Origin of the sequence: Acinetobacter bereziniae, from assembly GCF_016576965.1 — a bacterium.
Taxonomy (GTDB): domain Bacteria; phylum Pseudomonadota; class Gammaproteobacteria; order Pseudomonadales; family Moraxellaceae; genus Acinetobacter; species Acinetobacter bereziniae.
In genome coordinates, this window is sequence record NZ_CP066119.1 from 3,292,852 (window position 1) to 3,305,496 (window position 12,645).

Sequence of the window (12,645 nt, forward strand, 5' to 3'; positions counted from 1 at the left end):
TCAAATTCATTACAATTGATAACAATTTGTTAAGTATTGTTTAATTTTTGGTTATATGGATACATTTTGAAACCGAACTAATAAACTGTCTCCATATCTTTTTATGGACAATGCTTTATCCTGTGCCTAGTTTTCAATAACGTGAATAGAATATGAAATTCAAATATTTAGCTTTAGCTGTACTTCCTTTAGCGCTTGCTGCTTGTCAATCGGGTGATATTCAAAAATTAGGTGATACCGCTGTGAAAGTATTACAACAACAAGGTACTGCTCAACAAACTTTAAATGCTTATCAGTGGTCATACCAACCAACTGAAACTAAACAGCCAATCGTACTCAACTTTGCTGATCAACGCTTAAGTGTCGCTACAGGTTGTAACCGTTTAATGACAAGTGCAAAAGTTGAAAATGGCTTGCTTGTTACAGGCAATATTGCATCTACAAACATGATGTGTTCACCTGAATTAATGAAGCAAGAAAGCTTTGCTGCTTCATTGTTCCAAGCAGGCAAGACTGCTTTTGTACTTGACACAGCCAATACTGAAAGCCCAACTTTAACTTTAGTGAATGCGACAGGCGGTAAAGTTGTGTTTACAGGTAAAATGACACCTGAAACGAAATATCAAAGCCAAGGCGAAACTATTTTCTTAGAAATTAGCCCAGAAACTAAAGAATGTTCTGCTGGCGTGATGAAAATGCAATGCCTTCAAGTACGTGAAATCAAATATGCTGACAACGGCGTAAAAACTCAAGTAGACAAAGATTGGACATATTTCTATGACCAAATCGAAGGCTTTACACATAATCCAGGTGAACGCCAAGTTGTACGTTTAAAACGTTATGAAATTAAAAATCCTGCTGCTGATCAGTCTAAATATGCTTATGTGCAAGACATGATTATTGAGCGTGAAACTGTAAAATAATTTAATGAAAAGCTGAAGTTAAACTTCAGCTTTTCTTTTTGAGTTAAACCTATTGATATAACACCTAACTTAATTTACTTATTTAAAAGATTAAATTGTTTGATTCCTTATTTAAAAATCTAAAATTATTCAGCAGGCTTTTAATTGATTCACCAACATACTCAATCACAACTGATTCAAGTTATCGCTGATCTACCTTTGTAATCAATACTTTTACTTAACATCAATACATGGTAAATACGATGAATTATAAATTAAGCCCTGTTCTACTCTTGCCTTTGTTGATGATTGCATGCACAAAACAACCCCAAACTGAGTCCAAAGCCCCTGTTGAAACTCAAGTTACACAACAGCATGCAACTAAAAAACAGCCAACGACAATGATTTTTTTAGAAGTTAGTCCAGAGACCAAACCGTGTGAAGGCGTAGCACCACAAACATGCCTTTTAGTTCGCAAATTAACTATCAATTCAACAGGAGAAAAAACATATCTTGAAAAACAACCGAGTTATTTCTATGACAGCATTGATGGTTTTACACACAATCCTAAATTAACCCAAATTATTAAAGTAAAACGTACCGAGATTTTGCATCCAGCAGCAGATCAATCTCAATACCAGTATACGTTTGATTCAATTATTGAAACGACAACCCAACCTTAAACAAAAATTGTATCTTGATCAAATAAAAACCGAGCTAATCACTTAACTCGGTTTAAGAAAAAATTTTGATCTATTTCGAAAAATCGCTTCTCTATATTAGAATACACCTTGCGCTAACATTGCATCAGCAACTTTTACGAAACCAGCAATATTTGCACCGTTTACATAGTTAACTGTACCGTCTTCTTGCGTACCATATTTCACACAATTACGATGAATTTCTTTCATAATGGCATGTAATCGCTCATCAACCTCTTCAAAAGTCCAACCCAAACGAATTGAGTTTTGAGACATTTCAAGACCAGAAGTTGCTACACCACCCGCATTGGATGCTTTACCTGGCGCATAAAGAATTTTAGCTTCAACAAATTTTTCAACAGCTTCAAGTGTAGAAGGCATATTTGCACCTTCAGCAACACAGATTACACCGTTTTCAAGTAATACTATGGCATCATCTTCATTCAATTCATTTTGTGTTGCACATGGCAAAGCAATATCACATGGAATTGACCAAGGACGTTGACCTTCTAAATATTCAAAGCCATGTTTCGAAGCAAATTCAGAAATACGTCCACGTTTTACATTTTTAAGCTCCATCACTTCTGCAAGGAGTTCGTTGGTAAAACCATTTTTTACATAGACTGTACCATTCGAGTCAGAAAGAGAAACCACTTTTGCACCCAAGTACATTGCTTTTTCTGCTGCAAATTGAGCTACATTTCCTGAACCAGAAATAGCGACAGTTTTGCCTTTAAAGCTATCCCCACGAGTTTTAAGCATTTCTTCAGCAAAATAAACTGTACCAAAACCTGTTGCTTCTGGACGAGCCAATGAGCCACCAAAAGACAAGCCTTTACCTGTAAATACACATGAAGTGTCATTGCTGAGTTTTTTCATCATCCCAGCCATATAACCCACTTCACGTCCACCCACACCAATATCACCCGCTGGAATATCGGTGTTTGAACCTAAATGGCGATAAAGTTCGATCATCAATGCTTGACAGAAACGCATGATTTCGCCTTCTGACTTACCTTTAGGATCAAAGTCAGAACCGCCTTTACCACCACCCATAGGTAATGTGGTTAAAGCATTTTTAAAAGTTTGCTCAAAACCCAAGAATTTTAAAATTGATAGGTTTACCGATGGATGAAAACGCATACCGCCTTTAAATGGACCAATTGCAGAATTGTATTGGACACGGAAAGCGCGGTTAACTTGTGTTTGACCTTTATCGTCTACCCAAGAAACACGAAATTGAATAGCTCGTTCAGGCTCTACAAGACGCTCAAGCAAACCTTGTTCAGCATACTCTGGGTTCTTTTCAATAAATGGCCATAAACTGGTCATCACTTCTTCCACAGCTTGCAAAAACTCTGGTTGATTTGGATCACGTGCTTTTACGTAATTTAAAAAGTCATTCAGGCTACTATATTTCAACGTTCATTCCTCAGCAGAAAATGATACAAAAAAGGTCAAACTTTTCAATAAAATGATAAATTTTGGCGCAAAGTATTTAATCGCTTTTGTGGACAATCCACAACCTTTTTTCAAATGTTTTTTCAAATAATATTTAAATTCAATATGATAATTTCTAATCAAGCTATAAAAAATAGTCTAATTATTGGCATTTTATTCCATAAAATACACCTTGATTTTGATCTAAATTAGCGCATTTTTAGCGCTAATTTAGATCAAAGATTTTCAACATAAAACATGCTAAAATCCGCATCATCGCTACGCTTTTACCCAGCTCTTGTTTATTTTTGCTTAAAGTCTTTAGTCACATGAATTCATCTCTCTCCATCATTCAGCAAATAGATGCAATTTTGCCTCAGACACAATGTGGACTCTGCGGTCACCGTGATGGATGTTTACCCTATGCCAAAGCCATTGTGGAAGGTGAAGATGCCAATAAATGTGTTCCCGGGGGACAACCTGTTGCTGACGCTTTGGCAGAATTGCTTCATCGAAATAAACTGATTGCAGAACCGAGTGTGTGGCCAATTCAAAGCGATGGTCGCCCGCAACGGATGAAGGCAGTGATTCGTGAAGATGAATGTATCGGATGTACAAAATGTATAAGTGCTTGCCCTGTAGATGCCATTATTGGTTCAGGAAAATTAATGCACACCATACTGACAGATCTTTGCACAGGCTGTGAGTTGTGCATTGCGCCCTGCCCTGTAGACTGCATCGACTTAGTTGAAGATATTCAACCCATCCCAAATAATGAGCAACGCCTATTCGAACAAAATGATTTACGCAGTCGCTACTATGCGCATATTCAACGTGAAGAAAAACAGCGTATTCATCGTAAAGGTCCTGTAGTTCGTGCAGAGATTGATACAGAGTTATTTGCACAGATTACTCAAAATAGTCAGTCTTTACCGACGATTGAAATCGTAGAAGCACCTCAAAAGAAACCCATCGTTACAGATGCGAAAACCACCATTGAACTGGCTAAACTACGTACACAAATTAAAAAATTAGAAAAACAGCTCAGCGTACGAGCCGATCAAAATAAGCAAGATCAACTTGACCAATTATTACGACAATTATCTGTTTTACAAGGAGAAAGTGAATGACTGTAAAAAATATGACAAAAAAACAGATTCAAATTTTCTTTGAAAGACTTCGTGAACAACGTCCAAATCCAAAAACTGAACTGAATTATTCCACACCATTTGAACTTTTGGTTGCTGTAACACTTTCAGCTCAAGCAACAGATGTCAGTGTCAACAAAGCCACCGATAAATTATTTCCTGTTGCCAATACTCCTGAACAAATTTATGCATTGGGTGTGGAAGGCTTAAAGGAATATATTAAAACCATTGGTTTATATAATTCCAAAGCAGAAAATGTCATTAAAGCATGTAAAATTTTGATTGAGAAACATAACAGCCAAGTTCCTGATAATCGTGCTGATTTAGAAGCATTGCCCGGGGTGGGGCGTAAAACAGCAAATGTTGTCTTGAATACAGCCTTTGGTCAAGCCACCATGGCTGTTGACACACATATTTTTCGTGTAGGTAATCGCACAGGGCTTGCTGTCGGTAAAAATGTGCTTGAGGTTGAGCATCGTCTGATCAAAGTGATTCCAAAAGAATTTATCATCGACTCTCATCATTGGCTTATTTTACATGGTCGTTACTGTTGCATCGCGCGCAAGCCAAAATGTCATGAATGTGTGGTATCAGACGTTTGCAATTGGCCTGATAAATTTGAGTTTGGAGCGACAAAAGAAATCAAATCGGCTTAATTCAACCAGCCGCACCGTTGATAGCATTGAAGATTTGATTAATCATTGCTTTATTATCACCTGAGTTCGATAAAAATCCTTGATGAAATATGATACTCGGAAACGTCATCCGCAACTGTTCGAGGCAGGACTACTTTTATAAGATATTGTTTCTGCGACTGATTAAATATCTTGCTGGTGGTTGACGAGTTTTGCGGTGAGCCGCAGGCTGATCCAAAAAATGGATGAAAACTCAGCAAGACTCCGCACAGATTTATTTTTTTCAATAAGTTAAAGGTATGGTTGCGTCGAACTCACGTTAGTATAAAATTTTTATGCTAAAATAATGACTTAGTATAATTTCTATTAAATTTGATTGAGTACCTCTAACGGCACCCAACCTGATTGCCCATCAGACGATCTACTACACCACATCCAACCATTTAATTGCTCTTCGCCGACCAATAGATCGCCCTGATCTACATTTAACTCTTTCGCTGTATAATCCGCTTTTGCATAGCCTTGAAGCTTATCAACCCATTCAATGATTTGTGCAGGAACCCAGCCCTCTAATCCGTCATCAACTTTGCAGAAATACCAATTGTCCCAATTCTCCGAGCCTTGATATTTTTCTCCTATCTTTAGCAAAGCCCCCTTTGAAAAAGTAATCGGCGCTATATATTCACTTCTGTGTTTAGCTATGGCAATCCATTTCATTTTGATCGTCTTTTTATAATAGTGTGCTTTAAATATAACATGTAGCTTGATAGAAAAAGTATTTATAATTATTTGCTTACATCTTTCAATCAGCAAAACTCATCTGTTTTGAATATTGAACATCCATGATGGATAAGAATGTATTTACCCCTCAGTATTTATCCTTGATGCTTTATTTTTTATTTTCCAAATCTTTCTTCATTTTTTCGAGTCGTTTCCATTCCTCTGCCACTTGAGGATGAACTTGGTATTCACCTGTTTTTCTCATCTCGTGGCGTTGTTGCATTTCTTCTTTTTGCGCTTTGCGTAACAATTTAAAGCTCATATACAACAAGCCCAATAAAACCAGAACACTGATAATGACCAAGGCAATTAATAAAAGCTTCATGCTAAATGTCACGCTAACAAAAAAAGAGACCTAATATGAATCAGGTCTCTTCGATTGTCAAAACTTTAAGGTCAAGTTTTAACTTAAAGGATTATTTATCTAAAATAGCAAATAAATCTTTTTGAACGTCTTCGATTCCACGCAAGCCGTTTAATTTATTATAAGTCGGTGCATTTTCTCCAGAAGCTGCACGACCTTGATAGAAACCTACCAATTGTTCAGTTTCATTGTGATAAGAACCTAAACGCTTGCGAATGGTTGCTTCTTCATCATCTGGACGTTGAACAAGATCTTCACCTGTCTCATCATCTTTACCTTCCACTTTAGGTGGATTATAGATCGTATGATAAACACGACCAGATGCTGGATGTTGGCGACGACCAGAAAGGCGTTTTACGATTTCTTCATCAGGCACTTCTATTTCGATCACATGATCGATCGTGATGCCTTCATTTTCCAAAGCTTCAGCTTGCGGAATCGTACGAGGGAAACCATCGAAGATACAACCATTCACGCAGTCAGGTTGTGCAATACGTTCTTTTACTAGACCGATAATAAGCTCATCAGATACTAGACCGCCTGACTCCATTACACTTTTAGCTTTAAGACCTAATTCAGTACCTTCACGAATCGCAGCACGGAGCATATCACCGGTTGAAATTTGTGGGATATTGTAGCGCTTACAGATCAACTGAGCTTGTGTACCTTTACCTGCTCCAGGTGGTCCGAGTAATATAATGCGCATAAAAAAACATCCTCATTTAAAACAATATTTATGATACCGTTTGCCATGACAAATTAAAACTTATCATCGTAATGGCATCAAATTTATAAGAAAGCCACAAATAAATGTATTAAACCAGCAAAGAATCCAGTGACACCACCCAGTACAATCAAAATCCATTCGTCTTCCTGAAATGCAGGACGTAACAAATTTTGAAACTCTTTCGGCGTTAACTCTCTAATCCGCTCTTTAAACATTTGAAAAATTTTCTGTGCACGGCTCGCATTAAACGCTGGGTCGCAAACAGGCACCATCGTAATTTCAATTGATCGATCAATCAAGTCTGTCTTGAGTTTTGCATACTCTTTTGGTCCCAAAGACAATTGTAAAGACGTACGAACCAATGGAGTTTCCATAATTTCGTTAATATGACGCTTCACAATACGGCGCGTTTTATCTTTCTTTGGACCATACATCATTTCTGTCATGATCGATTTTAACGTAATGAGGTCTTCAGTCACTACACTTGCAAAGACTTCTGACACTTCTTCTTGGCGTTTCATAAACGCGCCCTGAACATTATATGTGCCTATTCGAGGAATAACAGGTTTAATCCATGGAAATTTTCGATTTTTTGTACGTTCAAAAAATTGTGGGTAACGAATGTAATGCGGTTCTATAGGGTTAAATACCATCCAGATTGCAATCCAGTTGGTGAGAAACCCCCACACTGCTGCAAAGAACGGAACAGTCCAATGTTGTGGTACAAAAACGTACACAAACATTTGAAAAATACCAAAAAAACTTCCAATAACAGCACTAATATGCCAAATAAAATTAATTTCTTTCTGACCGACTTTTAAAAACATACGCACCATCAAACGGCGGTCACCTTCCATTTGATTGACCACCATATCACGCATATTGACCAGTGACTCAACGTTCATGGTCAGTTCGGTCACAAGTTCTTTTAAGGTACCTGGTAGTTGCTTATGTGCTTGACCATAAATACGACGCTTGATGGAATAAGGTAAATTTTCCCATAATACAGCATTGCGATCCAACATCACTTCATCGATCAGATGCTCAAGTTCAAAACCGACTTGCTCACCGATGATGCGCGCCATATCTTCTGGATCCATTGCATCCAGGAACTCACGCAAAGAACCCAATTTAGATAAGGTATTGTCGGTAATAATGCCAGAAATTCGTCCAGCTTTACGTGGCACAATGCCTTGCCAACCTACGGGTAAAGGACCTAAATGAAATCCCCAAAACGTAATTGGATAGAATACCATTTTCAGTGCCATCCAAACGTGTGCCCAAGTTACAAAGGCAGTCACAGGAATGATACTTAAGATAGCAAGATGATCGGGTCTAGCCGTAAAAGCGTGCCACAAACCATTAACGTATTCCAACATGCATGACTCTCGTATTTATTTCTATTGGCGGTCGAAGGATCTGTATAAAATCATAAAATTTTAAAAACCTACACTTAAAGTATAAGCGAATTGTATCTGAGGGCGAGTTTCCAAGATCATATCTCCATTTTTATTATGAAGTTCACTTCCTGCACCCATACCTACACTGAATGTACTTATACGTTCTTTATTCAATAAAACATAAGCGATATCAGCCCCACCACCATATTGAACCTCATCACTTCCGTCTACTTTTTTACTTTTAAGTGAGCCACCATACAGTCCCACATAGAATCCATTTTTGTCAGTGCCATTTAATGCAACAGGAATTCGATAACCCACTTGTCCAGCAAATGCATTGTCGCCATTATAAAAAGCACCTAATTTGGTATAGGCAATTCCATAAGGGTTGACCCACTCAGCATTGAAGTGAACGATTTGTTGAGTCACACCTGCACCAAAGTTCCATTTAGATGCATCCTCAGGCTTAATCTTCGCCTCTGGTAAAATTCCCTTCAAATCTGGCAAATATTCTTTAACATCAGCATGCGCGAAGTTTCCTACAGCGACTAATATTAATAAGGGAAATATTTTTCTCATTATTTTCTCCATTACCCCTAACGTTAACTTGGGTCGAGTTCTTTATCCTTAATGCTCGACTTTAACAGAATTATTTTAGCACTCATATACAAAACACTATAAATTTAATGTCGCTAAGGTCAAATCCGCACCATGTGATCGAACATGATTTGTTCGAGTATTTAGTTAAAATAAATTTTTACGAGTTATTTGTGTTTTTTACTTTTTAATCCTCAATCTAGGGTAAAATGTTTCGCCCTCGCATTCACCTATTTTCAGTATCTAAAGCCGACGACGTATGAAGCAGCAGTTTCCTTTAAAAAATGTCCAACAAGAAAAACGCATCTTTCGGAGCCGTGTTTTTTTTGCGATTGGTATTGTTTCATTTTTTATGTGTCTACTGATTGCACGTTATGCTTATCTGCAAATTTTTCATCATCAAGAGTTTAGCGAAGCATCGGATAAAAACCGTATACGCTTACAGCCGATTGCGCCTGCACGTGGTTATATCTATGACCGTAATGGTATTTTATTGGCTGACAACTACCCTGTTTTTACTGCAACCTTGAGTAAAGCTGATGTCGAAGATATTGAGGGTACTGTTCAACGTTTAATTCCTATTTTAAATCTGAGTCAAGAAGATATTGACCGTTTTAATAGTCGTATTAAAACCTCTAAAAAAACCGAACGTGTCACCTTAAAACTGAATTTAACTGAGCAAGATATTGCACGCTTCAGTGAAGTTAAATTTCAGTTTCCTGGGGTAGATATCGAAACACAGATGACACGTTACTATCCACATGGGGAGTTATTTGCACATGTGATTGGTTATGTGGGTCGTATCAATGACAAAGAACTTAAATCCATTGATAAAGACAGTTATGCAGGAACCAACTTAATCGGAAAAATCGGTGTAGAGAAATCTTATGAAGATTTATTACATGGTGTTCCAGGTTATGAATCTATTGAAGCCGATGCGCACGGGAATGTGCTACGCCATTTAGGTCGTAAAGAATCAACGCGTGGTAATGATCTCTATCTTTCACTTGATTATGGTTTACAAACTGTAGCAGCTGAACAACTGAAAGACCGTCGTGGCGCTATTGTTGCTATTGATCCTCGTACAGGTGAGATTCTAGCACTCGTCTCCAGTCCAAGCTTTAACCCCAATTTATTTGTCACTGGGATCGGGCATGATGACTATACTGCCTTGCGTGATAATCTCGATCAACCGCTTTATAACCGTGCTGTTCAAGGAACTTATCCGCCGGGTTCAACCATCAAGCCAATGGAAGGATTAGGGGGAATTCACTTTAAAACTGTGGATTGGGGCACTGCTATTTCTGATCCAGGTTATTTCCATTTACCTGGCGACTCGCATAAATTCCGTGACTGGAAAAAAACAGGACACGGCTCTGTCAATTTACATAAATCCATCGTCGTTTCTTGTGATACCTATTTCTACATTTTGTCTTATCAAATGGGTATCGACCGTATGAACGAGTGGATGCGCCAATTTGGTTTTGGCGAAAAAACTGGAGTAGATTTACCGAGTGAAAGTACAGGACTTTATCCAAGCCCAGAATGGAAAATGCGTACCCGTAAGAGCAAATGGCTCAAGGGTGAAACGATTTCTGTGAGTATTGGACAAGGTGCATTTACTGCAACACCTTTACAGCTTGCTATGGCAACGGCGATTACCGCCAATCATGGTGCGCATGTAACACCACATGTTTTACGCGAATCCAAAGGTGCAAAAAAACATCCTGTGCATAACGCACCTACAGGAAAAATCAATTTTAGCGGTACCGATGATGACTGGGTCAAAATGCGTGACGCAATGGTGGACGTGATTCAATCTGGTACAGGTCGTGGTATTCGTACACCAATGTATCAAATTGCAGGTAAAACAGGGACGGCGCAGGTCAAGAGTATTGCTCAAGGAAAACGTTATAACGAAGCTGCACTTACAGCTCGTCAGCTCGATCACGGTCTATTTGTTGGCTTTGCGCCTGCTGAAAATCCTGAAATTGCCATTGCAGTGATTTGGGAAAATGGTCGTCATGGGGGTTCTGCTGCAAAAATTGCCCGTCCAGTTTTTGATTATTGGCTATTAACACGTAAGAAAAATCCAATTGCTCCACTCAATCATCAGGTCAGTGGCGGTTTAATGACTGCTGGGATCAAACCGGGTGAATTGCCGAGTGGTGATGTTTCACTTGCAGCTGATCCAAATGCAATGCCTAAACCAAAGCCAAACTCAGCAACCAATTCAGCGCAGAATCATAGCAATACTCAAGGGCATAGAAACAATACTCCGCAACCAGCTACCGCACCATCTAATGAGGCTGATATCAGTGAATAATAAAGTGAAAAACCAATTAAGAATTATTGGTGGAGAATGGAAACGACGTGTTCTCCCTTTTGCTGATATTGAGGGTTTGCGTCCTACACCTGACCGTGTTAGAGAAACTTTATTTAACTGGTTGATGTGGGATATTCAAAATACTAAAGTGCTGGACCTCTGTGCAGGTTCAGGTGCTTTAAGCTTTGAAGCATTATCTCGTGGTGCGCGTTATGTGGTGATGATTGAACCAAATCTTAAACAGGCAAAGTTTTTAAAAGATAATATTCAATTACTCAAAGTAGAAAATTGCCAACTTAAAATTCAGACAGCACAACAAGCGTTGTCCAACCTGAATGAACAATTTGATTTGGTATTTTTAGACCCACCGTATAGTTTAAATTTGTGGGAAGAATTGGCTCAAAAAGTTGATCCATATTTGTCTAGTGACGCATTGATTTACGTTGAAGCAGATCGTGCTTTAAATCAATTAAATTTACCTGCAACGTGGCAACTGCAAAAACAAACCAAAGCTGGTGTGGTACAGGCAGGCTTGTTTAAAAAAATAATATGATGGAGATTTGATCAATTGTGATTTATACATCATTTTGTTCTATCTAGCGCAAATTTATTTAAACTTGAATTTATTTAAACTTGAGAAGTAAAGCGTGGCAATAAAAGCTTTATATGATTAAACAATAAATTCATCGCATGAATTTGATTGATCAATTTGCGTATAAAAATTATAAAAAAATGGGCATTTACAGCCCATTTTTTTAATCAATAATTAACGCGTTTTCCAATTCCAGTCACGATCATTGCGATCTCGATCATAGCGATCGCGGTCACGATCATGACGATGATCCCAACGGTCACGATCACGATGATCATATCGACCATGCCCACCACGATGATCATCATCGTATGGTGCAACAATACAGCCCGTTAAGGAAACACCTAAAACACCGAGTAAAATAATTTTCTTCATCATGACAGTAGCGCCCTATTCATCTTATTTTTGAAGCTTAACTGTGTAATGTGAAGTTCAACGCAAGCTTGTGTTTCAACGTGTAGTTATTTCAACATGATTTATTCACACTACTTATTTTTAGATAAAAAGCTATTTTAAATTAATAGGTTAATGTATGAATCCAAAATAGTCGTATGAGTTGTCCTCGATCATAGGGAAAACTGGAAATATATTCATAACCCACTCTATTTAAAGCATTGATCTTAAACTCAATTCCGTAACCAAAGGACAGATAAAGTTCATTTACAGAGGCACTATTTGAGTTTGGGTTAATCAATGAAATTTTTAATTGCTGTACATTATAAGCTGTATAATTAAAGATCCGAATTCGATCATTTTCATAAAATTGGTTACTCAGAATTGAATAATCTGCCAATTGCTGCTCATACTCCTCAGCTAATTTTTTCTGAATTTCACTTTGTTGTAAAAAATCTTCATTTTGATCTGTAATTTCATCAAAATAGCTTAGGCTATTTTCTGGATTTTCAATATGAAATAAAGTCTCGTGTTCCAATTCAATATCTGATTGTTGAGCGTTTTGCTGACCTTCTAAATTTTCGATAGCAGCAGATTCAGGCATAACGATCATTTGATCCAAAGCATAGAGCTGTGAATT

General features: G+C 37.8%; 14 protein-coding genes. 6 read left to right on the top strand and 8 right to left on the bottom strand.

Going from position 1 to position 12,645, the window contains the following annotated elements:
- Nucleotides 1-152: 152 nt before the first annotated feature.
- Nucleotides 153-923: an META and DUF4377 domain-containing protein gene (locus tag I9192_RS15440; protein WP_005032894.1), complete on the top strand. Its 771-nt coding sequence runs from the start codon at nt 153-155 to the stop codon at nt 921-923.
- Between the two features lie 242 nt (nt 924-1,165).
- Complete coding sequence (locus I9192_RS15445) at nt 1,166-1,585, top strand: DUF4377 domain-containing protein (RefSeq protein ID WP_010591000.1); 420 nt, start codon at nt 1,166-1,168, stop codon at nt 1,583-1,585.
- A 96-nt stretch (nt 1,586-1,681) separates the two neighbouring features.
- On the opposite strand, the gene gdhA is transcribed toward I9192_RS15445, so the two are convergent.
- Entirely contained in the window at nt 1,682-3,025 is a 1,344-nt protein-coding gene (gene gdhA, locus I9192_RS15450; protein ID WP_005032897.1) for an NADP-specific glutamate dehydrogenase, read from the bottom strand.
- A gap of 347 nt (nt 3,026-3,372) precedes the next feature.
- On the opposite strand from gdhA, the gene I9192_RS15455 reads away from it, so the two are divergent.
- Nucleotides 3,373-4,173, top strand: a complete 801-nt coding sequence (locus I9192_RS15455; RefSeq protein ID WP_005032899.1) for an RnfABCDGE type electron transport complex subunit B — start codon at nt 3,373-3,375, stop codon at nt 4,171-4,173.
- A complete protein-coding gene (nth, locus tag I9192_RS15460; protein WP_005032902.1) occupies nt 4,170-4,847 on the top strand; it encodes an endonuclease III in 678 nt (225 codons plus the stop codon). Before I9192_RS15455 ends, nth begins: the two co-directional genes overlap by 4 nt.
- Before the next feature lie 345 nt (nt 4,848-5,192).
- On the opposite strand, the gene I9192_RS15465 is transcribed toward nth, so the two are convergent.
- The 5 genes from I9192_RS15465 to I9192_RS15485 form a co-directional block, all read right to left on the bottom strand.
- Nucleotides 5,193-5,543 carry an SH3 domain-containing protein gene (locus tag I9192_RS15465; protein ID WP_005032904.1) on the bottom strand — a complete coding sequence of 117 codons (351 nt, stop codon included), beginning with the start codon at nt 5,541-5,543 and terminating at the stop codon, nt 5,193-5,195.
- 172 nt (nt 5,544-5,715) lie between these two features.
- Nucleotides 5,716-5,931, bottom strand: coding sequence for a hypothetical protein (locus I9192_RS15470; protein ID WP_005032906.1), 216 nt, complete (start codon nt 5,929-5,931; stop codon nt 5,716-5,718).
- Nucleotides 5,932-6,022: 91 nt separating this feature from the next.
- A complete protein-coding gene (adk, locus tag I9192_RS15475; RefSeq protein WP_004829407.1) occupies nt 6,023-6,676 on the bottom strand; it encodes an adenylate kinase in 654 nt (217 codons plus the stop codon).
- An 83-nt stretch (nt 6,677-6,759) separates the two neighbouring features.
- On the bottom strand, nt 6,760-8,076 hold the full coding sequence (locus I9192_RS15480; RefSeq protein ID WP_005032908.1) for a membrane protein: 1,317 nt from the start codon (nt 8,074-8,076) through the stop codon (nt 6,760-6,762).
- Between the two features lie 60 nt (nt 8,077-8,136).
- Entirely contained in the window at nt 8,137-8,676 is a 540-nt protein-coding gene (locus tag I9192_RS15485) for a hypothetical protein (protein ID WP_005032911.1), read from the bottom strand.
- Between the two features lie 277 nt (nt 8,677-8,953).
- Here I9192_RS15485 and mrdA point away from each other — a divergent pair, with 277 nt between their 5' ends.
- A complete protein-coding gene (gene mrdA, locus I9192_RS15490; RefSeq protein WP_005032912.1) occupies nt 8,954-11,020 on the top strand; it encodes a penicillin-binding protein 2 in 2,067 nt (688 codons plus the stop codon).
- A 4-nt stretch (nt 11,021-11,024) separates the two neighbouring features.
- Nucleotides 11,025-11,573 (top strand): 16S rRNA (guanine(966)-N(2))-methyltransferase RsmD, encoded by a 549-nt coding sequence (gene rsmD / locus I9192_RS15495; protein WP_034715485.1) that lies wholly within the window; start codon nt 11,025-11,027, stop codon nt 11,571-11,573.
- 213 nt (nt 11,574-11,786) lie between these two features.
- Here rsmD and I9192_RS15500 read toward each other — a convergent pair whose 3' ends face one another.
- Nucleotides 11,787-11,990: a hypothetical protein gene (locus I9192_RS15500; RefSeq protein ID WP_005032919.1), complete on the bottom strand. Its 204-nt coding sequence runs from the start codon at nt 11,988-11,990 to the stop codon at nt 11,787-11,789.
- 139 nt (nt 11,991-12,129) lie between these two features.
- A complete protein-coding gene (locus I9192_RS15505; protein WP_010591004.1) occupies nt 12,130-12,609 on the bottom strand; it encodes a hypothetical protein in 480 nt (159 codons plus the stop codon).
- Nucleotides 12,610-12,645: the final 36 nt, after the last annotated feature.